Annotated in this window: 20 protein-coding genes and 1 tRNA gene; 10 read left to right on the top strand and 11 right to left on the bottom strand. The window is 34.8% G+C overall.

The features are described from left to right. The 7 genes from DFQ03_RS07600 to DFQ03_RS07570 all read right to left on the bottom strand — a co-directional run bounded on the left by DFQ03_RS07600 (nt 1) and on the right by DFQ03_RS07570 (nt 8,434). A complete protein-coding gene (locus DFQ03_RS07600) occupies nt 1-2,364 on the bottom strand; it encodes a PAS domain-containing sensor histidine kinase (protein ID WP_133672561.1) in 2,364 nt (787 codons plus the stop codon). Further along, entirely contained in the window at nt 2,357-2,899 is a 543-nt protein-coding gene (locus DFQ03_RS07595; protein WP_133672560.1) for a heme NO-binding domain-containing protein, read from the bottom strand. Before DFQ03_RS07595 ends, DFQ03_RS07600 begins: the two co-directional genes overlap by 8 nt. Nucleotides 2,900-2,977: 78 nt before the next feature. Beyond that, entirely contained in the window at nt 2,978-3,379 is a 402-nt protein-coding gene (locus tag DFQ03_RS07590) for a response regulator (protein ID WP_133672559.1), read from the bottom strand. Nucleotides 3,380-3,503: 124 nt separating this feature from the next. Then, on the bottom strand, nt 3,504-4,751 hold the full coding sequence (locus tag DFQ03_RS07585) for an NAD(P)/FAD-dependent oxidoreductase (RefSeq protein ID WP_133672558.1): 1,248 nt from the start codon (nt 4,749-4,751) through the stop codon (nt 3,504-3,506). Nucleotides 4,752-4,767: 16 nt separating this feature from the next. Beyond that, entirely contained in the window at nt 4,768-5,775 is a 1,008-nt protein-coding gene (locus DFQ03_RS07580) for a 4-hydroxyproline epimerase (RefSeq protein ID WP_133672557.1), read from the bottom strand. A 45-nt stretch (nt 5,776-5,820) separates the two neighbouring features. Continuing rightward, complete coding sequence (locus DFQ03_RS07575) at nt 5,821-7,398, bottom strand: aldehyde dehydrogenase (NADP(+)) (RefSeq protein WP_133672556.1); 1,578 nt, start codon at nt 7,396-7,398, stop codon at nt 5,821-5,823. A gap of 118 nt (nt 7,399-7,516) precedes the next feature. Further along, nucleotides 7,517-8,434 (bottom strand): dihydrodipicolinate synthase family protein, encoded by a 918-nt coding sequence (locus DFQ03_RS07570; RefSeq protein ID WP_133672555.1) that lies wholly within the window; start codon nt 8,432-8,434, stop codon nt 7,517-7,519. A 133-nt stretch (nt 8,435-8,567) separates the two neighbouring features. Between DFQ03_RS07570 and DFQ03_RS07565 the strand changes: the two genes are divergently transcribed. From DFQ03_RS07565 to DFQ03_RS07530, 9 genes are all read left to right on the top strand, one after another. Continuing rightward, nucleotides 8,568-9,413 carry an AraC family transcriptional regulator gene (locus DFQ03_RS07565; protein ID WP_133672554.1) on the top strand — a complete coding sequence of 282 codons (846 nt, stop codon included), beginning with the start codon at nt 8,568-8,570 and terminating at the stop codon, nt 9,411-9,413. 84 nt (nt 9,414-9,497) lie between these two features. Beyond that, nucleotides 9,498-9,581 (top strand) — tRNA-Leu (locus DFQ03_RS07560). Nucleotides 9,582-9,690: 109 nt separating this feature from the next. Continuing rightward, on the top strand, nt 9,691-10,590 hold the full coding sequence (locus DFQ03_RS07555; RefSeq protein ID WP_133672553.1) for a MerR family transcriptional regulator: 900 nt from the start codon (nt 9,691-9,693) through the stop codon (nt 10,588-10,590). A gap of 14 nt (nt 10,591-10,604) precedes the next feature. Beyond that, nucleotides 10,605-12,062 (top strand): phytoene desaturase family protein, encoded by a 1,458-nt coding sequence (locus DFQ03_RS07550; protein WP_133672552.1) that lies wholly within the window; start codon nt 10,605-10,607, stop codon nt 12,060-12,062. A 7-nt stretch (nt 12,063-12,069) separates the two neighbouring features. Further along, nucleotides 12,070-12,909 (top strand): phytoene/squalene synthase family protein, encoded by an 840-nt coding sequence (locus DFQ03_RS07545; protein ID WP_133672551.1) that lies wholly within the window; start codon nt 12,070-12,072, stop codon nt 12,907-12,909. After that, nucleotides 12,909-13,355 carry a sterol desaturase family protein gene (locus DFQ03_RS07540; RefSeq protein WP_133672550.1) on the top strand — a complete coding sequence of 149 codons (447 nt, stop codon included), beginning with the start codon at nt 12,909-12,911 and terminating at the stop codon, nt 13,353-13,355. The genes DFQ03_RS07545 and DFQ03_RS07540 overlap by 1 nt, the downstream gene beginning before the upstream one ends. Nucleotides 13,356-13,357: 2 nt before the next feature. Further along, nucleotides 13,358-14,587, top strand: a complete 1,230-nt coding sequence (gene crtD, locus DFQ03_RS07535; protein ID WP_317128167.1) for a 1-hydroxycarotenoid 3,4-desaturase CrtD — start codon at nt 13,358-13,360, stop codon at nt 14,585-14,587. A gap of 18 nt (nt 14,588-14,605) precedes the next feature. Next, nucleotides 14,606-14,836: a hypothetical protein gene (locus tag DFQ03_RS19195; protein ID WP_317128166.1), complete on the top strand. Its 231-nt coding sequence runs from the start codon at nt 14,606-14,608 to the stop codon at nt 14,834-14,836. Then, nucleotides 14,829-15,464: a carotenoid biosynthesis protein gene (locus DFQ03_RS07530; protein ID WP_133672549.1), complete on the top strand. Its 636-nt coding sequence runs from the start codon at nt 14,829-14,831 to the stop codon at nt 15,462-15,464. The genes DFQ03_RS19195 and DFQ03_RS07530 overlap by 8 nt, the downstream gene beginning before the upstream one ends. A 2-nt stretch (nt 15,465-15,466) precedes the next feature. On the opposite strand, the gene DFQ03_RS07525 is transcribed toward DFQ03_RS07530, so the two are convergent. The 3 genes from DFQ03_RS07525 to DFQ03_RS07515 all read right to left on the bottom strand — a co-directional run bounded on the left by DFQ03_RS07525 (nt 15,467) and on the right by DFQ03_RS07515 (nt 19,076). Further along, entirely contained in the window at nt 15,467-16,165 is a 699-nt protein-coding gene (locus DFQ03_RS07525; protein WP_133672548.1) for a DUF3291 domain-containing protein, read from the bottom strand. 4 nt (nt 16,166-16,169) lie between these two features. Then, nucleotides 16,170-16,724 carry a TlpA family protein disulfide reductase gene (locus DFQ03_RS07520; RefSeq protein ID WP_133672547.1) on the bottom strand — a complete coding sequence of 185 codons (555 nt, stop codon included), beginning with the start codon at nt 16,722-16,724 and terminating at the stop codon, nt 16,170-16,172. A gap of 78 nt (nt 16,725-16,802) precedes the next feature. Beyond that, nucleotides 16,803-19,076 carry an aconitate hydratase gene (locus DFQ03_RS07515; RefSeq protein ID WP_133672546.1) on the bottom strand — a complete coding sequence of 758 codons (2,274 nt, stop codon included), beginning with the start codon at nt 19,074-19,076 and terminating at the stop codon, nt 16,803-16,805. Between the two features lie 328 nt (nt 19,077-19,404). Here DFQ03_RS07515 and DFQ03_RS07510 point away from each other — a divergent pair, with 328 nt between their 5' ends. Then, the gene (locus DFQ03_RS07510; protein ID WP_133672545.1) at nt 19,405-20,847 is read left to right on the top strand and encodes a pyridoxal phosphate-dependent decarboxylase family protein; all 1,443 of its coding nucleotides are present in this window, start codon (nt 19,405-19,407) and stop codon (nt 20,845-20,847) included. 124 nt (nt 20,848-20,971) lie between these two features. Here the strand turns inward: DFQ03_RS07510 and DFQ03_RS07505 are convergent, their stop codons facing one another. Next, nucleotides 20,972-23,746, bottom strand: a complete 2,775-nt coding sequence (locus tag DFQ03_RS07505) for a bifunctional aconitate hydratase 2/2-methylisocitrate dehydratase (protein ID WP_133672544.1) — start codon at nt 23,744-23,746, stop codon at nt 20,972-20,974. Nucleotides 23,747-23,798: the final 52 nt, after the last annotated feature.

Raw genomic sequence — 23,798 nt, 5'->3', positions numbered from 1 at the left:
TTAGTTATGGTTTTTCTTTATAGTAAAATGAAATTGGGTTCCTTCTCCAACCACACTATCGATCCAGACTTTACCCTGATAACGATCAATAATTTTCTTTACAATTGAAAGTCCGATACCAGTTGACCTTTCATTATTTCCGATAGATTGAAAAATATCGAAAATCTTCTTATGATACTCTTCTGGTATACCTACCCCATTATCGCTGATAGTAAATTGCCAGAAATCGCCATCATCTTTATAAAGTACTTCAACAAGCCCGACTTCTCTTTCGATATGCACAACAGCATTACCAATAATATTTTGAAAAACTTGATGAACTTTAATTCTATCTGCCAATATAATTGGTAATGTCTCAGGAATTACCAATTTTACGTGCTCAGGAATATAGATGGTCTCGCCGATATCGTTTATTACCTCATTTAGGTCAACTTTAGAATCATCTAAATCAGAACTATTTGCAGTAGAATATTCTAGAATACCATGAATTAATTTATCCATAGAGGCTACTTTCTCTTGCATAAGCTCAAGATTTTGCTTACCACCTTCATCTAAAACATCTTTATAATCATCACTTAGCCAAGTTGCCAAAGCACTGATACTTCTTAATGGAGACTTAAGGTCATGAGAAACGATATGGGCATACTCTTGTAAGCCTTGGTTACTGTTCTCTAAATCTTTTAATAATTTTTCTTTTTGAAGTTCTAAAAGTTTTTGATCTGTAATATCTAAGTGAATGCCGATAGAACCAATTACGGCACCAGTATCATCATATCTTGGGGCTCCACTAATAAGCCAATGCATAATACCATTGTTTTTATTATAAACCTCAACCTCATAAGATTCTGAAACCCCGCCTAATCTATTTTCATTTTTCTTTTCAATGATATTATCCCCTTTGAATTTTATGGTTTTAGAAGCCACGTTACCAATAAGTTCTTCTCTTGTAAAGCCGCTCATGTTACAAAAGCTTTGATTGACCATTTGAATAACATCTTCATTATCTACCTCAACCAAGCCCAAATTCATGTTAGCAATAATACTACTATACTTTTCTCGTTGCGTTTCTAAATTCTTTCGATAATTTTTAGAAATAGTAATATCTTGATAAGCCCATAAGTGCCCCTTGTAATCACCATCATTATCAATAGGAATAAAATCTCTTGCTAAAATTCTACCATCGATCATTTCAAGTTCATCTGCCAAAACAGTTTCTTTTTTAGCTAAAATTTCTTCTATTCTACTAACGAAACCTTTTGGATTCTTAAAATACTTTTTATACTCTTCTTCAGATTCTGCACAGTCAACACCAATTATATTCTTTGGAGATTCTTTAATATGAAATAAATTACAGAACTTTTGGTTGGTCAATGCAATTTTACCTTCCTCGTCTTCTAAAAGCACACCTGTTTGTAAATTAGAAATAAGAGCAGTTAATCTATTTTGAGATGCTTGTAGTTTTCTATCTGCCTCTAATTGATGCGAAATATCTTCTATTATAGCAACCTGATAATCTTTTTTTCTATGATCGTCATGTATCGCTGAAATTCTGGTTTTTCCCATTATGGTCGAACCATCTTTTCTTTTAAATTTCCATATTTCGGTAAATTTTTCAATTTTACCAGCATACATTTCATCTAGTTGATTTAATGCATCTGTTGTATTTTCTGGTTCTGATATTGATTTAAAAGAAACATTTTTAAGCCCACCTTCTTGATAACCAAGCATTTCGACAAAAGTATTATTTGTTTTAAGAATTACACCGTCAACCGCTAAAACAATACCTAAGGGAGAATTCTCAACTATAATATCTAATTGCGCCTTTTGCTCTGCAACAAGTCTTTTTACTTCTGTTTCTTGAGTAACATCTCTAATTATACCTTGAGCAGCAATAGGTTTTTGATTTTTATCGTATACCAGACTTGCGTTTATCTGAATCCATTTTTCAGAACCATCTTCAAGAATAATTTGTGCACGATAATTTTTTAAGCTTCCTACCTCGATCATCGACCGCATCGATTCTTGTGTATATTCGAAAAAATCTGGGTGTATAAATTTTGAAAGGTTTACAAGCTTATCGTTATGATCAAACTGCAAAAGATTTTTGGCAGATCTGTTCATATTAATAACATTGAATTGTAGATCCGTTACTACATAGGGATCGATAATATTTATAAAAATACCATCTAATTCAGATGTTTTTTCACTTAGTAAATTTTCGAGTTTACTGTTAGATTCTCTTAAATGACTGGTAACATCATAGAGCTCCTTAGATTTTTCTTCTAAGATACTCTCAGCCTGTTTACGCGCCTTTTTCTGGCGTTCGAGGGCTTTTTTTAAGAGACGAATTTCCTTATTATCCATGTTGCACTACATCAAATTTCACTTCGGTACCATCTTCCTTAAGAAGTTCATATGAAATATCGGCTTTACCGTTAAAATGTTCAAATGCTTTTTCAATAAGACCATGTGCCAATCTATATAATCCTCTTGACGAAGAATATATCATAGAAATAGAATTATCGGTCTTTTCTAGTATCTTAAACGTAGGTAATTCTGCTTCTGGATAAAGTTTTTTTACATGTACATGAATATGATCTTCTATAGAGTACAATAACCCTATTGGTGATCTGTAACTTTGTATAACTTCTGGGTGTGCATTTTTTAGACTTGAGAACAGATATAGCCCAAATGCGTAAATTAAATCTCCGGCCGGTAAATCCACTTCTTCACTCAGCTGGGTAATCAAAGCTACCATTTCGTTAAATTCGTAAGTAGCTACAGACGTATATATGCCCTGAGAAGGCAAATCTGATTTTTCAATAATATTATCAACAGTCTCTAAACCGAATTCAGATTCGACCATTTCTAAAAACTCAGTAAATACAATTCCTTTCATTTGAATATTTTTATCACATTCAAACGTAGGAAAATTAATACGTAATTACGCAAAAATGTTGTGAAATGAGCTTTTTTGTTAGCCTTTTACTAGTTGATTAACATTCCAGTACTCTAAAACAGCGTTTAACTTGTACTCGTAATCTTCATATTTCAATGGTTTAATTACATAACCTGCAATACCAGCTTGGTAGCATTTCAACAAATCTGCTCTATTTTCTGAGGTAGTTAAAATAATTGTAGGTAAGTATTGAAGTAACTCATCTGCCTTTAAAATCTCAAGAAATTCAATACCATTCATTCTTGGCATATTCAAATCTAAGAGAATGATATCTGGCAATTTTTCGCCAGACCTTAAATAGGTTAAAGCTTCTTCACCATTTTTTGCTTCTATAATTGAATGCTTTAAGTTAAGTTTAGAAACCGTACGTTTCAACTTCATAACTTCTATTAAATCGTCTTCTATAAGTAATATGTCCATAGGTCATTTTTATTAGTTCAACAAATGTCAAAGATTTATACCTTATAAAATGATCAATATAGGTGAGTAGCAGTTTACTGTCGGTGAATGGTAATTCTATGCCGACGAGTATTTTTTAATATCTTTAAAAAGTTCGATCAGGGCTGAATGCTGTAATTTTCATAGAAGTCTTAGTATCAGTCAATAACTCTGAAACTAGCTTACCGGTAGCAGGTCCTAAACTCCAACCCATCATCGCATGCCCAGTGGCAATGGTCAGGTTTTTAATGCTTGATGATTTACCTATATATGGCAGACCATCTGGTGATACAGGTCGCAATCCGGTTTTTACATTTTTAATTTCTGCATCATTAATATTTATATCTGGATAAAATGCCTGAGCGCCATTGGCAATTGCTGTCACTCTTTCTTTTCTGACAATATCATTATTCCCAGAAAACTCCATCGTACCTGCGAATCTTGTAAACCCTTTCATAGGAGTAACGGCTATTTTAGATTCCATTAATATAGCGGGAATTGTAACACCTGTATCACGCTCCATATTTATTCTATATCCTTTACCGCCCTGTAATGGTAGTCTCAACCGTAATTTTTTCGCCAGCTCACCGCTCCATGAGCCAGCAGCCAAAACAACTTCTTCTGAGCTATAAGAACCGCTATCTGTTACCACCTCTTTTATGGTGTCTCTAACACTCCTAATATCCAAAACCTCTTCATTTGTTTTAATCACAACACCTCGTTTCTTTAAATAAGCAACTAATTTGGGCATTATCTCTGTCGGGGTCGTGTGCCCGTCGCACTCATAATGTATAGCACCTTCTGCATCAATATTTACATTAGGTTCTAATTGATGTAATTCTGCCTTGCTTAAATCAGACACCTCTAATCCTTCAAAAGCTACTCTTTCTGCAACCTGTTTTTCATGTAAGTAACTCGCTTCGGTTTTATACAACATCAATAAGCCTTTTCGCTCTAGCTGAAAATCGCCCAAATCGCCCGAATTTCTAATATCTGTAAATAACTCCCTACTTATTAAATTTATGTCTTTAATTAAAGGAATTGCCTTTTCTACCTTTGCCGGTGTTGAAGATTTATGAAAGTACCATGACCATTTTAAAAAATCAACATCTAATCTTGGCTTCATGTAAAACGGACTGGCAGAATTGAACATCATTTTAATACCTTTCGCTATGATACCTGGCGATGCTAACGGAATTATATGACTTGGGGTAATATACCCTGCATTTACGAAAGATGCGCCAGAAGTTATATCACCTTTATCAATGACAGTGACGTCAAAACCTTCTTTATTTAGAAAATAGGCAGTGCTTAAACCAACAATGCCTCCGCCAATTATAAGTACATTCTTCATTTATAAGTACTTGAATTTAAATTACTTGAAATCCGTATGCATACGGATCATCGTCGTCTATGGTAATAGTGTTTTGTCCATATATTTTTGCCCAACCTTTAATACTCGGTGTTATGGCAGGTCTATCAACTAAAACCGTTTCTTCTTCTACCCTACCCACAAATTGAGATCCTATATAACTTTCATGAATAAAATCTTCACCAACACCCAAATAACCCTTTGCATGCCACTGTGCCATTCTTGCAGAAGTACCTGTACCACATGGCGATCGATCAATTGCCTTATCGCCATAAAATACGGCATTTCTTGCGGTAGCAGTATCAGAAATAGTGTTACCGGCCCATAACATATGACTCACATTTCTAATAGTTGGATCCTCTGGGTGTATAAATAAATCGGGATATTTCAGATTGATTCTCTTCCGTAATTCTTGACTAAACTGAATAAGCTGACTGGCAGAATAATCTTGAATTCCGCTAAAACTCTTTTGTGTATCTACAATAGCATAAAAATTACCTCCGTAGGATACATCAAAAACAATCTCACCCAAATATGATGAAGTTACTGTTAAATCTGTTGCTGCCAAATACGACTTCACATTGGTCAATTTTACCCAATCTACTTTATTACCGGTTTGTTGATAGGAGATTTTCACTAACCCTGCAGGAGTTTCCATACGAACTTCCCCTGGTGTTTTAGGTACAATCAATCCTTCTTCTATACCAATAGTAATAGCGCCTATAGTACCATGACCGCACATAGGTAGGCATCCGCTAGTTTCAATAAATAATATTCCGAAATCATTATTTGGGTCGCTCGGAGCATAAATAATACTGCCGCTCATCATATCATGACCACGAGGCTCGAACATGAGTCCTTTACGTATCCAATCATATTCCTTTAAAAAATGCTGCCGTTTTTCACTCATAGTAGCACCTACCAAATCAGGACCACCATGTTTTATAACCCGAACAGGATTACCGCAGGTATGTGCATCGATACAAACAAAAGTGCTGCTAGCCATGTTTAAGCAATTAATTATTCTAGATTATTTAGTTGATTTAATAATTCAGTTTTTAGTGTAAGCACCCTCTACCAAACGAGTGATACCTAACGGATTCTCATTTTGCAAAGCCATTGGTAATAATCTGTTTGGCCAATCTTGAAAAGAAACCGGGCGTACCCATCTCTTTATTGCCGATGTACCAACAGACGTAAAACGAGCATCTGTAGAAGCAGGAAACGGACCACCATGAACCATAGATGAATTTACTTCTACACCCGTTGGCACGCCATTGAACAATATACGCCCTACTCTACTTTGTAGTGCATTTACTAATGAAGCATGGGCAGCCAAGTCTTTTTCAGAACCTAATATAGTACCTGTTAACTGACCTTCTAAATGATTTAAAATAGTTTCTAATTCCGTAGTATTTTCACATTCAACTACTACTGAAAACGGACCAAAAACCTCTTTGTGTAATTTTGTGTTCCCTAAAAAATCGGCACCGCTAACCTTTAAAATAGAAGGCTCTGCCGTATTTGGATCTGTAGCTTTTTTATAATCTGCCGTAATAGTTATTCCCTTTTGTGCATATAGTTCTTTTTTACCTTCATTGTATTTTGCATATATATTCGGATGGAGCATACATGTTGGCTCTAATTTTACAATTTCTTCGGATAAGGTATTGATGAAACTATCTAAATTTGTTCCTTTTAAACCTAATACCAAACCAGGATTGGTACAAAATTGACCTGCACCCATAGTTATCGAAGAAGCATATTTAGTAGCCCATGCCTCGCCGTCATTCTCTAATGCCGAAGGAAGCAATACTACAGGGTTGATGCTTCCCATCTCTGCAAATACAGGTATCGGCTCATCTCTCTCATTCGCCAATTTGTAAAGTGCAGTGCCACCATTTATGCTACCCGTAAACCCAACAGCTTTTACTTTTGGGTGGTTAACCAACTGCTGCCCTACTTCTATACCACTACTATTCAAGTTTGAAAATACACCATTTGGCATTCCTGTTTTTTCTGCTGCTTTGATAATTGCCGATGATACAAGTTCACCTGTAGCAGCATGCATCGGGTGACTTTTAACGATAACAGGGCAACCTGCTGCCAGCGCACTTGCCGTATCACCACCTGCCGTTGAAAATGCCAATGGAAAGTTGCTAGCACCAAATACTACTACAGGACCTAACGGAAATAACATCTTACGAATATCTGACTTGGGCATTGGCTCTCTATTAGGTTGGGCTTTTTCAATTACCGCTTCTACCCAAGAACCCTCTTTTAATAAATTTGCAAAAGCGCGTAATTGTCCCATCGTACGACCTCGCTCTCCTCTTGCTCTACCTTCTGGCAAACCCGATTCTTTACAATAGGTATCGATAAGTTCATCTCCAAGTGCTTCAATCTCATCAGCAATCGCCTCTAAAAATTCCGCTTTTCTAGCACCAGAAAAATCTTTATAAACTTTAAAGGCATCAGTAGCTAAGTCTACCGCTTCATCAATTTCATTTGAAGATGCTTCATAAAAAGTCCATTCAGTTTCTTTATTTTCTTTAGGATCAAAAGTTTTAAAAGTTTTATTTCCTTGTTTCGAAGATTTACTTCCTATTGCATTTGTACCGCTTATCATTTTCTATTTTTCTGATGTTTCTCAAAAGTAAATAAAGAAGCCGAAACAAATTTCGATTCTTTAATTTACATTTCTAATATGCCCCATAAATGTATTGCGGCATAAAACATTCTTTAAATTAATTAATTCCTTTATAATTTGGCAATGTTGGTCTGGTGGCCATACCATGTTTTATTACCGCTGCTACTCTTTCGCGTTCTGTTCCAATTAATGGCAGCCTTGGAGCGCGAACATTTTCTGTACCAATACCCGTTGCAACCTCTGCCATTTTAATATTCTGTACCAATTGCGGACTAATATCAAGCTCCAATAATGGTAAAAACCACCTATATATTTCTAATGCTTCTTTAATTCTACCAGCTCTAGCCAATTCGAAAACAGCACACGTTTCCGCCGGAAAAGCACATACCAAACCAGCTACCCATCCATCAGCCCCCATTAATGTGCTTTCTAAGCCTAATGTATCAACCCCGGTTAGAACATTAAGTCTATCACCGAATCTTGATTTTATACGTGTAATATTAGAAATATCTCTTGTAGATTCTTTTACCGCCTGTATATTATCGCAAGCCATAAGCTCCTCTAACATATCTAGGGTCACCAGTATACCATAATCAATAGGGTTGTTATAAATCATAATGGGCAAATCGGTACTATTCGCCGTTTCTTTAAAATAGGTTACCGTTTCATGATTATTCGCTTTATAGCGCATAGGCGGCAACATCATTAAACCTGTTGCACCACATTCTTCGGCAACTTCAGCAGCATGAATAGCTCCTTTCGTTGTTTGTTCAGCAATATTAATAATGACAGGCACCTTACCTTTTACCAACTTTACAGTCTCTTTCATAAGCACCTTTTTCTCGTCATAAGTTAAGGTACTTGCTTCGCCCAAGGTTCCGCCAAGAATGATTCCGCTTACACCAGCATCTAATTGAGCTCTAATATTGACAGAGAACATATCTAGATCAAGTTCATCTTTATCGGTAAATTTTGTTGTAACTGCTGGCATAACGCCTGTCCATGAAATACTCATTCTATTTTTTTTTTGATGATATCCAAATCTACGGGTAGTATTAGAATTTAATTGTTTTCATATTAACCACATATCGTACTATTTTACCATTTTAATCATTCTTTTACAATAAATAGTGCTAAATTAGATGCATATGAAGGTTTTTCCGTTTAAAATACCAAAACCAATAGATGAGCATTTAATTATTCAAATAGATAAAGAACCTTTCTTTTACAACCGCTTACATCAACATGAAGAAATTCAAATAAGCTATATTATAAATGGAAACGGAAAATTGTTGGTCGGTGATAGCTTACACCAATTTTCTGCAGGAGATATTTATGTAATCGGCAGTAATCTACCTCACGTTTTTAAAAGTATTGCAGATGATGAAGATGCTCATATGCTTACGGTTTTCTTTACCGATAATACGTTTGGTGTAGGCTTCTTTGATCTACCCTATTTCAAAGATTTGCAATCGTTCTTTAAATATGCCGCTTCCGGCTTTAAAGTGCTATCAAATAAAAATCAAATAACTCAACAACTCTTAGCACTGCAAACGGAACATAAATTAAAACGCTTTACTTTCTTTTTAGAGTTATTAGAACAATTAAGCAACGCGTCTACCGAACCATTAAGTAAGTTCATTTATGCTAAAACCCTAAGCTCTAATGAGGGTGAACGTTTGCAAGAAATATTTGACTTCGTCTTTAAAAATTTTCAGCAGCCTATATTATTAAATGACATTTCTAAAATGGCATACATGACCCCAAACGCGTTTTGTCGTTTTTTTAAACAACGAACCAATAAAACATTCTTTCAATTTTTAATAGAGCTTCGTGTAGAACATGCCTGCCAGTTACTAAATTCTAAAAAAGAGTTGAATATAAATATGATATCTGACCTATCTGGTTTTAATTCCATTTCTAATTTCAATAAGAAGTTTAAAAAGATAAAAGGCTTGACACCAACCCAGTATCAAAAATCGCAATTACTATAAATAAGTTAGCCTATTAATAATCACCAATATATTTTAAATTGAAAGATAGGTTTCTATCTTTACGCTCGAATATTCTTCAAGAATGCCCACGTGGTGAAATTGGTAGACATGCTACCTTGAGGGGGTAGTGTTCGTAAGGACGTGCTGGTTCGAATCCAGTCGTGGGCACAAAAGGTTAGATTTAGGTCTAACCTTTTTTATTTTGATAATTTTAACGCTCAAGTACCCTAATGCATTTTAATAAATTGTAAATTTGTTTAATCCTTTTTAAGAAAACATGAACAATGTAAAAAAGCAGTTTAGTATTAGGGACCTTGAAAACCTCTCTGGCATTAAAGCACACACCATCAGAATTTGGGAAAAAAGATACAATCTTTTGTCTCCTGAACGTACCGACACAAACATTAGAACATATAGCCTTTCGAGCCTACAAAAGTTACTTAATGTTACATTGTTGTATAATAACGGACACAAAATATCTAAAATCGCCAAGATTTCTGATAAGGATATTCCGTATGTAGTTCGTGAGATAGTAGCAAAACATAGTCATAAGAGTCAAGCTATAAATGCTTTTAAGTTGGCAATGGTCAATTTTGACCAAACAATGTTCTTTAATACCTATAATGCTTTATTGAGTGAAAATTCGTTTAGAGAAATCTTTAAAGAAACATTTGTTCCCTTATTGAACGAGCTTGGTCTTCTTTGGCAAACTGATACTATTAGTCCGGCTCATGAGCATTTTATGAGTAGCTTGATTAAACAAAAAATTCTTCTCAATACCGAGAAGCTTCAACATTTAGAACCTACAAGAAAAGATAAAGTATTTGTTGCCTTTTTACCTGAAAATGAAATACACGATATCGGATTATTGTATATTAACTACGAAATTATTTTAAAAGGTTATAAGTGTATATATTTAGGTCCTACGATACCTATGGAGAATCTAGAAGATGTATTAAAGTATTTCGATGATATTTATTTCGTTTCGTATTTTACCGTTTTCCCAGAAAAAGATAAAATTAATAAGTATTTAGAAGATTTCTCTAAGCTTGTTGCCAAATATAACAACCCTAATTTTTGGATTTTAGGAAGACAAACCAATTTTATTGAAGAGGCTACGAAACCTAAATTTTGTAGAACATTTACTTCCATCGATAACTTGGTTAACAATTTATAATCTCTTTGATACAAATGAATAAAAATTGCATAGTAATTGGTTCTGGTTTTTCATCATTATCAGCAGCATGTTACTTGGCAAAAGGTGGCTGGGACGTGTCTATATATGAGAAAAACAACACCGTGGGTGGTAGAGCTTCTCAATTCATAAAAGAAGGATTTACTTTTGACATGGGACCAAGTTGGTATTGGATGCCAGACATATTTGATAAGTTTTTTGCCGATTTCAATAAACAAACATCAGACTATTACCAACTAGATAAGCTGAGTCCGGCTTATAAAATATTTTTTAGTGACGATATTATTACCATTGGTGATAGTATGGATAAAATTTGCGTAGAGTTCGAAAGAATAGAACCTGGCAGCTCAAAAGCGTTAAAAAAGTTCATCGCTCAAGCACAAGAAAACTATGATATTGCCATCAATAAGGTAGTTTTAAGACCGGGACTTTCTCCTTTAGAATTAGTGACAAAAGAAACTATATTAAAGGTTGACCAATTTTTTAAAACTATTAGTTCGCAAGTACGTAAGTCTTTTAAAAATCCGAAATTGGTATCTACTTTAGAATTTCCTGTATTGTTTCTTGGCGCTAAGCCTAGCAATACTCCGTCGTTCTATAATTTCATGAACTTTGCCGATTTTGGCCTGGGTACATGGCACCCAAAAGGCGGCATGTATAAGGTTATTAAAGCCATGGAAAGTCTTGCTAAAGAACTTGGTGTCAAAATACACACCAACGCGCCGATAGAAAAAATTCAAGTAACTAACGGTAAGGCTACAGGGGTTACGTGCAATGGAAAAACCATTAACGCAGATGTTGTTTTGAGCGGAGCAGATTACCATCACTCTGAAAGCCTTTTAGATGAAAAATACCAGCAATATTCTCAAAGCTATTGGGATAAAAAGGTATTTGCGCCCTCTTCCTTATTGTTCTACATAGGGCTTGATACAAAACTGAAAAACGTTGAACATCACAACCTATTTTTTGATACAAATTTTGAGCTACACGCCAAAGAAATTTACGACAGTCCAAAATGGCCTACAAATCCATTGTTTTACGCCAATTTTCCGTCTATTACAGATGCAAGTATGTCACCTGAAGGTTGCGAAACAGCATTTTTTCTAGTTCCGATTGCAACTGCTCTTGAAGATACCGAAGCATTGAGAAGTCAATATTTTGATTTAATTATGGATCGTTTCGAAAAAAGAACAGGGCAAGACATTAGAAAAAATATTATATTCAAAGAGACATTCTGTGTTAAAGATTTTGTTGAACGATACAACTCATACAAAGGCAATGCATATGGCATGGCGAATACTTTAACACAAACTGCATTTTTAAGACCTAATTTAAGAAGTAAAAAAGTAGTTGATTTATATTTTACAGGACAACTGACTGTGCCTGGTCCCGGTGTGCCGCCCGCATTAATCTCCGGTAAGTTAGTGTCAGAATTAATTATAAAGGATAATTAGTTAACCTATGAAAGATACTTTTGATCAAGTTTCATACCAATGCAGTAAGATTGTTACCAAACAATACAGTACTTCTTTCGCATTAGCCACTAAGATGCTTCACTCATCTATTCGTGGTCATATTTATAATATTTACGGTTTTGTTCGATTTGCAGATGAAATTGTAGATACGTTTCATGATTACGACAAAGAAGTTCTTTTCGATAAATTCGAAGAAGAACTTGAAGCTTCGTTACGAGATAAAATAAGTCTTAACCCTATTTTAAACTCTTTTCAACATACATATCATACCTATGATATACCAAAGCACTTAGTTGATTCATTTATGAAAAGTATGCGAATGGATTTGGTGAAGAATATTTACCGAACCGATGCAGAATATAAAGAGTATATATATGGTTCTGCAGATGTTGTCGGCTTAATGTGTCTTCAGGTGTTTGTGAAGGGCAATGTTGAAGAGTATAATAGATTGAAAGAATCTGCAATGGCTCTTGGATCTGCATTTCAAAAAGTGAATTTCTTGAGAGATGTAAAAGCTGATTTTGAGGAACTCAATAGATCATATTTCCCAAACACCAACTTAAAAGAGTTGGATGAAGCATCTAAAAAACGCATCGTTGAAGAAATAAAGGCTGATTTCAAGAAAGGTTACGAAGGAATTATAGGTCTGCCTACAGATGCAAAATTCGGAGTATATACAGCGTATAAGTATTATTACAAACTACTGAACAAATTACAAAGCACACCATCTTTAGAAATAAAAAATGCACGAATTAGAGTGCCGAATTACCAGAAATTTGGACTACTTGCACGTTCTTATGTTAAATTTAAAATGAACTTGGTATAATGAATATAGTTATTGGAATACTGATTTTTCTTGGAACATTTTTGTTCATGGAATTCATGGCGTGGTTTACGCATAAATATGTAATGCATGGTTTTCTATGGAGCTTACATAAAGATCATCATAAAAAAGATCACGATTCTTGGTTTGAAAGAAATGACCTGTTCTTCATCTTTTATGCAATTGTAAGCATGTCTTTATTTTATGCAGGCACTACTGGATTTTGGTACGGCTACCCGTTAGGATTTGGAATTTTGGCATACGGAATTGCTTATTTCTTGGTGCATGATATTTTTATACACCAACGCTTTAAGCTATTTAGAAATGCAAATAACTGGTACAGTAGAGGTGTTAGAAGAGCACATAAAATGCACCACAAACATATAGGCAAAGGTGATGGTGAATGCTTCGGGATGCTGTTTGTTCCTTTCAAATATTTTAAAAAATAAAAATGCCAAAAGCTCTGGTCGTAGGTGCCGGTATTGGCGGCATTGCCAGTGCGTTACGTTTACGAAAAAAAGGGTACGATGTTACCGTAGTGGAAGCAAATGAATATCCTGGTGGCAAACTACATGCTATCGAAAAAGAAGGGTTTCGTTTCGATCTTGGTCCATCATTATTTACTATGCCACATTTAGTTACTGAACTATTTGAATTATTCGGCAAAAATTCGGAAGAGCATTTCCAATACAAACAAAAGGAAACAATTTGTAATTACTTTTGGGAAGATGGGCTTCGTTTTACGGCGGCTTCCAAAATAGATGATTTTATATCCCAGGCTTCAAAAACTTTCGACGAACCTCATTCTAATATTTCAAGATACATTGATAAAAACAAAAAGAAATACGACTTAACCGCTCCTATTTTTCTTGAAAAATCACTACATAAATTAGATACTTACTTATCGATACAAACTTTAAGGTCCATTTTTCAAATGGGTATTTTAGACGTTAATGATACGTTAAACAAAACCAATAAACGATTTTTCACCAACCCGAAACTAATACAGTTATTCAACCGTTTTGCAACATATAACGGCTCATCACCATACACAACTCCTGGTATCATGTCAATGATACCCCACCTAGAGATGGACTTTGGTACTTTCTTCCCAAAAGGTGGAATGCATCAAATAAGTTTAAGTTTATACAAATTAGCCCTCGATGAAGGTATCATGTTCAATTTAAATGAAAAGGTACAAGAGATTATCATAGTCGATAATCAGGTAACTGGAGCTATTTCAACTAAAAACACTTATAAGACAGATATCATTGTTTCTAATATGGACATTTATCCTACATATAGGAGTTTATTAAGAAAGCAAAAAGCTCCAGAAAAGACTTTAGCCCAAGAAAGATCTAGTTCCGCACTAATTTTTTATTGGGGAATTAACCGAGAATTTCCAGAATTAGATTTACATAATATTTTTTTTAGTGCATTCTATGAAAAAGAATTTAATGCTATTTTTAATGATAAATCACTATTCCACGACCCAACTGTATATATTAATATCACCTCTAAAGACAATCCTACCGATGCTCCAGAAGGAACTGAAAATTGGTTTGTAATGATAAATGCCCCAGGAAATTATGGGCAAGATTGGGAAATGTTAAAAGTAAAAGCACGTCAAAATATTATTTCAAAAATTAATAAAGTACTGAATATTGATCTAGATAAATAAATTATCACCGAACATATTTTGGACCCTGTAAGCATTGAAAAAAACACAAGTTCATATCGTGGAGCGCTTTACGGGGCGGCAAGTAATAATAAATTTGCAGCATTTCTAAGACACCCAAACTTTTCTAACACAATTAAAAATTTATATTTCTGTGGAGGTTCCGTTCACCCAGGTGGCGGCATACCTTTATGTTTACTTTCCGCTAAAATTATAGGCGACCTTGTGCCCAAATCTGAAGAATATGATTGATGTCTTCGTTAAAAATAAAGTTCGCTTAAGTGTTGGTATAATATGGCTATTTCATATTTCTGCAATTATTGGAATATCATTGGGCTATTTAGACTGGTTCATAAAAAAAACACCCATAAATCTTGGACTTTCTTTTTTACTGTTTTTACTAATTTACCCTATTAACAATATAAAAAAAACTGGTGCTTTACTCTTATTTTTTATTGGTGGTATGCTTGCCGAATGGCTTGGGGTAAACTATCAAATTTTATTCGGAGAATATGAATATGGAAATAATTTTGGACCTAAGTTAGATGGTGTACCGTATTTAACTGGAGCTTACTGGGCACTTTTAACCTTTATTACAGCAAGTATATTAGACTTCACAAAGCTATCTTATAGAATTAAAATTATTGGAGCTGCAGGTTTAATGGTTCTTCTAGATTTTTTAATGGAAAAAAGCGCACCAATTTTTGACTTTTGGGAATTCGCTGGAGGTAGTCCAACTTTTGAAAATTATTGGACCTGGTTTTTAGTGGGAATTATATTTCAGTCCATTATAAAAATTTTAAATATTCAGGGACACCGAATATTATCACTGAATTTATATTTGGCACAGTTCGTCTTCTTTTTATACTTTTATTTCTAGAATTAAAAAGGAAGCTCATCAATACCCTTCCAATTTCCTATGGATTTATAAGGCTGAAAGCGCGAAAATAATTCCTCACTATACCAGTCTAGCTCTTTTGTTTTTACTATTGCCCTTGCATGTTCTTTACTTCTATACACAAATTGCTTTAAAGATTCTTCATCCTTCCAAATACTAAATGTAGCCATTTGCAAAAAGGGAACTTCACCTATTCCTTTTGTATAAATTAATCCGCTATTACCCGCTAGTGGACTTTGAGAAGTTGGAACATACTTCCAAAATTTGTATAATGACCAAGTTTTTATCGTAGCTCTAGTAATTACCGCGATAAAGGGATTATTTTGACTTATAGTATCACTTTCTATAAAGGGATTTTCACCAGACCAAAAACCTCTAGATTTGGTGTTTTTCAAAAATAGGGTATACCGTTCTTTAGTCCTTTTTATAATGCGTTCAATTAAAATAGAGGTAGAAAAAAAGTTATTTGCCGCATCTTCATTTTCCCATATTTGAAGCAATGCATAAACCGACCAATCTGCAAAAGGATCAAAACCATCCTTTCCGCTTCCCATGAGTTTATACTCTTGCAGACCATTGACTTTTTTTAATGGGCTGTGCGCAAATTGCATCATTACAAAAGCCCACAGCTTATTAAAAAAAGTAGTATATCTAAAGAAAGTTATTGTTGTAATTTGAGACATCTGATTACTCCGATATCAATTCGTTTAAAAGCCTATTTACCTTTTCGTTACTCCAGTCTGAAATAGCATTTTGGTGAATTACTATTGAACCAGCTTTATCGATTAGGTATGAACCTGGTGGTTTCAACAATGATACAGGACTAGGCTCTCCAATAATTTGATACGTTACAGGAAAGGTATAGCCTTGCTTACTCATAAAAAGTTCTACAGGAGCTCTTTCCTCGTTAGTAATAACATAGAACTTCATCTTGTCGCCATAAGTATCATAAAGGTACTGCACGTCTTTTAACTGCGCTTGAGAAGGCATATGCCATGAAGTCCAAAAAGTTATGAACGCGACCTTACCCTTTGCCTCATCAAAATTAAATAATTTCCAATTCTGATCTTTTAACTTCCAATCATAGTCCGTTATCCTACCACGATTTTCAGATTTAATAATTGTCGGGGAAGTGGCAAACACCCTATTAAGAATAATTTTGCTATAATCACCCAAAGGGGTAACGAAAAAAGAAATTACAAAAGCAATGATCAATAAGGTAAAAACCGTTTGTCTGGTCATAAAAGTTAGATAGGGGTCAAAACTAAAAAACTCCTGATTAATATCAGGAGTTTTCCTTACAAATTTTGAGTTGTTGAATTATGAGGCATTTTCCCTCTTAATAACGTTTAAAGCAGAACCTTCTCTATACCACCCTATTTGTGCGGCATTATATGTATGGTTCACTTTGATTACATCATTGCTGCCATCAGCATGAACAACCTCTACGGTTAATTGCTTATCTGGCGCAAACTCTGCTATATCTATAAAATTAAATGTATCATCTTCTTGAATAAGGTCATAATCACTTTCGTTCGCAAAAGTTAATCCTAACATACCTTGTTTTTTAAGGTTTGTTTCGTGTATACGTGCGAATGACTTTACAATTACCGCAGCAACACCTAAATGACGTGGTTCCATTGCAGCATGCTCGCGCGAAGAACCTTCTCCATAATTATGATCACCTACAACGATACTTCTAATCCCAGCTGCCTTGTAAGCTCTTGCCGTATCTGGTACACCGCCAAATTCTCCGTTCAATTGATTTTTAACCAGGTTAGTCTTATGTCCAAATGCATTAACAGCTCCAATTAAACAGTTATTAGAAATATTATCTAAATGACCACGAAAACGTAACCATGGTCCTGCCATAGAGATATGATCCGTAGTACACTTACCAAATGCTTTGATCAATAATTTGGCACCCATTAAGCTTTCGTCTTTTATAGGTGTAAACGGCTCTAACAACTGTAAACGTTCAGAATCTGAAGCAACTTTAACTTCAACACCAGATCCATCTTCATCAGGTGCAAGAAAACCGGCATCTTCTACTGCAAAACCTTTAGGAGGCAATTCCCATCCTGTTGGCTCATCGAACATTACTTCTTCACCTTTTTCATTGATTAGTTTATCCGTCATCGGGTTAAAATCTAATCTACCTGAAATTGCAATTGCAGCTGTAATTTCTGGTGAAGCAACAAATGCGTGCGTATTTGGGTTACCATCTGCACGTTTTGCAAAATTTCTATTGAAAGAGTGAACGATACTGTTTTTTGGAGCATTTTTTGGGTCACTGTAACGTGCCCATTGACCAATACATGGTCCACATGCGTTGGTAAAAATCTTGGCATCCAATTTCTCGAATATTCCAAGAATACCATCACGGTCTGCCGTATATCTAACTTGCTCAGAACCAGGATTAATACCTAATTCGGCTTTCATTTTAATACCTTTATCAATAGCTTGCTGTGCGATTGAAGAAGCTCTGGATAAATCTTCATAAGAAGAGTTGGTACAAGAACCTATTAATCCCCACTCAACAGCTAATGGCCATTCATGAGATGTAGCCTTCTCTGTCATGTCTTTACCCACTTTCGTAGATAAATCTGGTGTAAAAGGACCATTCAACAATGGTGTTAATTCTGATAGGTTAATTTCAATAACCTCATCGAAATATTGCTCAGGATTTGCATATACCTCAGCATCTGCAGTTAAATGCTCTTTGACCTTATTTGCTGCGTCAGCGATATCGGCTCTATCAGTAGCCCTTAAGTAGCGCTCCATAGACTCATCGTAACCAAAAGTAGAAGTTGTTGCTCCTATTTCTGCACCCATGTTACAAATAGTACCTTTACCTGTACATGATAAAGATTTTGCACCTGAACCAAAATATTCAACAATTGCTCCTGTTCCACCCTTAACGGTCAGAATTTCGGCAACTTTTAATATTACATCTTTTGGTGCTGTCCATCCAGAAATAGTTCCAGTTAACTTAACACCTATCAGTTTTGGAAATTTAAGTTCCCAGGCCATACCTGCCATAACATCAACAGCATCTGCGCCACCAACACCAATAGCTACCATGCCCAATCCACCCGCGTTTACGGTGTGTGAATCGGTACCGATCATCATTCCTCCAGGAAAAGCATAATTCTCCAATACAACTTGGTGAATAATACCAGCACCCGGTTTCCAAAAACCAATTCCATATTTATTAGAAACAGACTCTAAGAAATCAAAAACTTCTGCACTTGTAGTGTTCGCTGATTTTAGATCGGCAGTAGCACCACTTTTAGCCTGAATCAAGTGATCACAGTGTACCGTAGTTGGCACAGCAACCTTTGGCTTACCTGCTTGCATAAACTGCAATAAAGCCATTTGAGCCGTTGCATCTTGACAAGCTATACGATCCGGAGCAAAATCAACATAGTCTTTACCTCTTGTAAATGGTTTAGTCGGGCTACCTTCCCATAAGTGAGAATATAAAATCTTTTCTGAAAGAGTAAGCGGCTTACCCACAATCTCTCTTGCCTTGTCTACACGTTCCGACATGGAAGCGTAAACCTTTTTAATCATATCTATGTCAAAAGCCATAAAATCTATTTATAAATATTGTTAATCTATCTTATCTGTACAAGATACGAAATGTACAGAGATTTTAAGAGCGCATATGAAATTAAGAATGATTATAAAAAGTAAAAACAAAACACTCTAGCATGGGTAATAAGGCACTTAATATTCTAAAATGGTATTTATTTATCTCTTTAATCGGGTTACAACTTTTATACTAGGTTTGTATTTCATATAATAATTGACCAATATTTTATCAAAAGAGCATTTATCACCACTATAATTCATCTTAATTAATACAAACTTTTATATGATTTAAACTTCATGTACTTTACACCAAATTAAAAACTTCATGAAATCACCCTTTCACTTATCAAAAGAAGAAATGCAATCTTATGGTTATAAGATTGTAGACTTAATTGTTGAGCATTATACAGAAATTGAGAGTAAAAACCCCGTAAGTATCGCTTCTAGAAAAGAAATGGATTCTATTTTTTTACAAGAGGCTCCAGATAAAGGAATGACTGCAGACAAAGTATTAGACTTTGTTATGGACAATGTAATACCTAATTCTAATATTTCTGGTCATCCAAAATCATTCTCTTTTGTACCAGGACCAAGCAATTATATAAGTGCAATTTCAGATTCTTTAGCAACAGGATTTAATATTTTTTCTGGCGGATGGATTGTTGCGCCCGCAGCAGCAGAATTAGAAATCGTTACTTTAAATTGGTTGTTGAAAATGTTTAATTTTCCAATAAAAAAAGGCGGAGGAATTTTCACAAGTGGAGGTTCTATGGCAAATTTAACGGCTTTAGTTACTGCAAGAAGAATAAAATGCGGTGACGATTTTTCTAATGCCATTATTTACTTATCAGACCAAGCACATTCTTCAAACATTAAAGCAATTAGGGTCTTAGGTTTTAAAAAAGAACAGATTAAAATAATACCTACAGATTTAGAATTTAAAATAAGCATTAATAAACTTAAAAATGAAATTGCAAAAGATAAAATAGAAGGTAGAAAGCCTTTTTGCATTATCGCATCTGCCGGTACTACCAATACCGGTACGGTAGATCCTTTAGACACTTTAGCAGATATTTGTGAAAAAGAAAAGCTTTGGTTTCATATTGATGGGGCATATGGTGCAGCTGCAATTTTATCAGATAAAGGAAGTAAAGCTTTACAAGGTATTGAGCGTGCAGATTCTTTAACGGTAGACCCTCATAAATGGTTTTTTCAACCTTATGAAATTGGATGCCTACTAGTCAAAGATGCATCTTGGTTAAGTAATACTTTTAGTGAAAAACCAGAATATTTAAGAGATATAGAAGGTAACGAATCAGAAATTAATTTTTATGATTACGGTATTCAATTAACAAGAAGGTTTAGAGCCCTAAAGTTTTATATGTCTATAAAAACGTATGGTTTGGATGCTTTTAAACAAGCAATTACCTATAACATTAATTTAGCCGATAAAACGGAGGATATATTAAGAGAAAGCGGAAATTGGGAAATTGTGTCGCTAGCAACTTTAGCTATTATTAATTTCAGATACAATCCGTTAGAAACAAAATTATCAGAAGTGCAATTAGATAAATTAAATCAAGAGATTTCAGCAAGAGTTGTAGCATCAAAAGAGGCGCTTTTAGTAACTACTGTTTTACAAAATCAAGTGGTTATTAGAATGTGCTTAATTAACCCTGACACGACATTAGACCACATAAAAGACACTCTAAACCAATGCGAAACATTTGCAAAACAAATTCTTTTAGATTGGAAAAATGCAGTTTAAAATTAGTTATTAAAATGACCTTAATATTCAAATCTATTTATACTCAATAAATAGATTTGAATATTAACAAAAAATGCCTGAGTTAAAACTCAGGCATTTTTAATATAAATTCGTCATTTACTGACTATCTAACCAATTGCTTTGTTGAAGGCTTAAACTTCGTTAAAACAATACCATCAACAGCAGCTTCATATTCTGCCATAGTAGGTGTTCTACCTAATATTGTAGATAAAACTACTACTGGAGTAGAAGATAATAAAGACTCCCCTTTTTTCTCACCAGAATCTTTTACAACTCTACCTTGAAACAAACGGGTTGATGTTGCCATTACCGTATCACCTGGTTCTGCCTTTTCTTGGTTACCCATACAAAGATTACAACCTGGGCGCTCTAGGTATAGCATATTTTCATACTTGGTACGTGCCAAACCTTTCGGAGCATTATCATCAAATTCGAAACCAGAGTACTTTTGAAGCACTTCCCAGTCACCTTCTGCCTTCAATTCATCAACAATATTGTAGGTTGGTGGTGCAACTACTAAAGGAGCTTTAAACTCTACTTTCCCCTTTTGCTCTTCAATGTTTTTCAACATTTGAGCTAATATTTTCATATCGCCTTTATGAACCATACAAGACCCTACGAAACCTAAATCTACTTTTTTAGTACCGCCATAGTAAGATAATGGTCTAATGTTGTCATGCGTATAACGTTTTGATACATCATCATTATTAACATCTGGATCAGCAATCATTGGTTCAGCAATTTCATCTAAATCGATAACAACTTCTGCATGATATTTGGCATTTGCATCTGGTCTTAAAGATGGTTTAATACCCGTTTTAAGTTCTGTAATTCTAGTTTCTGCTTTATCGACTAACCCCTGAAGAACTCCCTTGGCATTGTCCATTCCTTTCTCGATCATGATTTGGATACGACCTTTTGCAATCTCTAAAGATTCAATTAAAGTTTCATCTTCAGAAATACAGATAGACGCCTTTGCTTTCATCTCTGCCGTCCAGTCTGTAAATGTAAAAGCTTCATCTGAAGTAAGCGTTCCAATGTGTACTTCAATTACACGACCTTGAAAAACGTTTTCACCTCCAAATTGCTTTAACATTTGTTGTTGTGTTGCGTGAACTACATCACGGAAATCCATATAAGATTTCATTTGCCCTTTAAAGGTTACTTTAACCGACTCAGGAATCGGCATTGAAGCTTCACCTGTAGCAAGTGCTAAAGCTACTGTACCAGAATCTGCTCCGAAAGCAACACCTTTAGACATACGTGTATGCGAATCTCCACCAATAATGATGTCCCAATCACCAACAGTAATATCATTCAAAACTTTATGAATAACATCTGTCATTGGAAAATATTTCCCTTTTGGATCACGACCGGTAATTAAACCAAAATCGTTCATAAAGCTCATTAATCTTGGAATGTTAGCCTTAGACTTATCATCCCAAACAGAAGCTGTATGACAACCAGATTGATACGCTCCATCAACAATTGGAGAAATAACCGTTGCGGCCATCATCTCTAATTCTTGAGAAGTCATTAAACCTGTAGTATCTTGAGAACCTACAATATTTACTTCTGCACGTACATAAGAACCAGCGTGTAACGTTGCACCTGATGTACCTACTGCATTTCTATTGAATATTTTTTCTACTGCTGTTAAGCCTTGACCCTTAATAGTAATTTCTTTTGATGGTGCATACACAGGTACAACATCGATACCTAGTACTTTAGATGCAAAAGTTTGTAGTTTTTTACCAAAAACAACAGCGTAAGAACCTCCTGCTTTCATAAACTCCATTTTTTGAGGCGTAAATGCTGCAGAGACATCTTTCAATTCTACTTTACCATGATATAATTTCTTCTCTTTGGTATTAATTGTAAGCACCGTACCTGTTGCTACAGAATACATTTGCTTTAAAATTGGTTCACCATCTGCATCAACTATAGTATTACCATTTTCATCTTTTTGCTTTACCCAGTTTTTAAGATCTAAACCAATACCACCGGTTACACCAACAGTCGTCAAGAAAATTGGAGCAATACCATTGGTACCTGCAATTACTGGAGCAAAATTGATAAATGGCACATATTTACTAAAAGGTACACCTGTCCATAATGCTACGTTGTTCACGCCCGACATTCTAGAAGAACCAACTCCCATTGTTCCTTTTTCTGCAATAAGCATAACACGCTTATCCGGATGCTCCTTTTTTAAAGCCAATAATTCATTTTGCATCTCCTTATTATGCTCAAACATACATTGACCATGTAATTCACGATCTGACCTTGAGTGCGCATCACCACCTGGAGATAATAAATCTGTAGAAATATCACCAACACCTGCGATATAAGTAACTACTTGTATTTCTTCTTCAATTTCAGGAAGCTTTGTGAAAAACTCTGCCTTGGCATAGCTTTCTATAATATCTCTTGCAACTGCACTACCGTTATTTAGAGCTTCTTCTAAACGAGTAGTATCTGCTTCATAAAGGAAAACTTGTGTTTTTAATACTTCAGCTGCTTGTTTGGCCAATGAAACATCAGAACCTAAAGCTACATCTAATAAAACAGCTACTGAAGGACCACCCTTCATGTGAGATAATTGTTCAAGAGCAAAAGAAGGAGTAATCTCTTTTACAACCGACTCACCAAGAACTATTTCTTTTAAAAATTTAGCTTTAACCACAGCGGCACTAGTGGTACCAGGTAAAACGTTATAGATAAAAAAGTTAAGAGAATCTTCTCTATACTCATTATCGACATCTTTAATTTGCTCAATAATTTTGCTAAGTAATTCAGCTCCATCAATCGGCTTTGGGTGAAGACCTTGAACTTTACGCTCATCAATCTCCTTTAAGTAATCTTTATAAATGCTCATTAAAAAGTGATTTGAATATTAATTTGGTTGAGAAATTGCTGTATTGATTTTC

This window comes from Maribacter caenipelagi (genome assembly GCF_004364175.1).
In the GTDB taxonomy this organism is placed as follows: Bacteria; Bacteroidota; Bacteroidia; order Flavobacteriales; family Flavobacteriaceae; genus Maribacter; species Maribacter caenipelagi.
The sequence above is the reverse complement of the archived record's forward strand: the minus strand, read 5'-3'. Positions and strand labels throughout refer to the sequence as shown.

Bases quoted from the DNA above. Each gene is read 5' to 3' on its own strand.
- DFQ03_RS07600 (WP_133672561.1), bottom strand. From the start codon at position 2,364: ATGGATAATAAGGAAATTCGTCTCTTAAAAAAAGCCCTCGAACGCCAG.
- DFQ03_RS07595 (WP_133672560.1), bottom strand. From the start codon at position 2,899: ATGAAAGGAATTGTATTTACTGAGTTTTTAGAAATGGTCGAATCTGAA.
- DFQ03_RS07590 (WP_133672559.1), bottom strand. From the start codon at position 3,379: ATGGACATATTACTTATAGAAGACGATTTAATAGAAGTTATGAAGTTG.
- DFQ03_RS07585 (WP_133672558.1), bottom strand. From the start codon at position 4,751: ATGAAGAATGTACTTATAATTGGCGGAGGCATTGTTGGTTTAAGCACT.
- DFQ03_RS07580 (WP_133672557.1), bottom strand. From the start codon at position 5,775: ATGGCTAGCAGCACTTTTGTTTGTATCGATGCACATACCTGCGGTAAT.
- DFQ03_RS07575 (WP_133672556.1), bottom strand. From the start codon at position 7,398: ATGATAAGCGGTACAAATGCAATAGGAAGTAAATCTTCGAAACAAGGA.
- DFQ03_RS07570 (WP_133672555.1), bottom strand. From the start codon at position 8,434: ATGAGTATTTCATGGACAGGCGTTATGCCAGCAGTTACAACAAAATTT.
- DFQ03_RS07565 (WP_133672554.1), top strand. From the start codon at position 8,568: ATGAAGGTTTTTCCGTTTAAAATACCAAAACCAATAGATGAGCATTTA.
- DFQ03_RS07555 (WP_133672553.1), top strand. From the start codon at position 9,691: ATGAACAATGTAAAAAAGCAGTTTAGTATTAGGGACCTTGAAAACCTC.
- DFQ03_RS07550 (WP_133672552.1), top strand. From the start codon at position 10,605: ATGAATAAAAATTGCATAGTAATTGGTTCTGGTTTTTCATCATTATCA.
- DFQ03_RS07545 (WP_133672551.1), top strand. From the start codon at position 12,070: ATGAAAGATACTTTTGATCAAGTTTCATACCAATGCAGTAAGATTGTT.
- DFQ03_RS07540 (WP_133672550.1), top strand. From the start codon at position 12,909: ATGAATATAGTTATTGGAATACTGATTTTTCTTGGAACATTTTTGTTC.
- crtD (WP_317128167.1), top strand. From the start codon at position 13,358: ATGCCAAAAGCTCTGGTCGTAGGTGCCGGTATTGGCGGCATTGCCAGT.
- DFQ03_RS07530 (WP_133672549.1), top strand. From the start codon at position 14,829: ATGATTGATGTCTTCGTTAAAAATAAAGTTCGCTTAAGTGTTGGTATA.
- DFQ03_RS07525 (WP_133672548.1), bottom strand. From the start codon at position 16,165: ATGTCTCAAATTACAACAATAACTTTCTTTAGATATACTACTTTTTTT.
- DFQ03_RS07520 (WP_133672547.1), bottom strand. From the start codon at position 16,724: ATGACCAGACAAACGGTTTTTACCTTATTGATCATTGCTTTTGTAATT.
- DFQ03_RS07515 (WP_133672546.1), bottom strand. From the start codon at position 19,076: ATGGCTTTTGACATAGATATGATTAAAAAGGTTTACGCTTCCATGTCG.
- DFQ03_RS07510 (WP_133672545.1), top strand. From the start codon at position 19,405: ATGAAATCACCCTTTCACTTATCAAAAGAAGAAATGCAATCTTATGGT.
- DFQ03_RS07505 (WP_133672544.1), bottom strand. From the start codon at position 23,746: ATGAGCATTTATAAAGATTACTTAAAGGAGATTGATGAGCGTAAAGTT.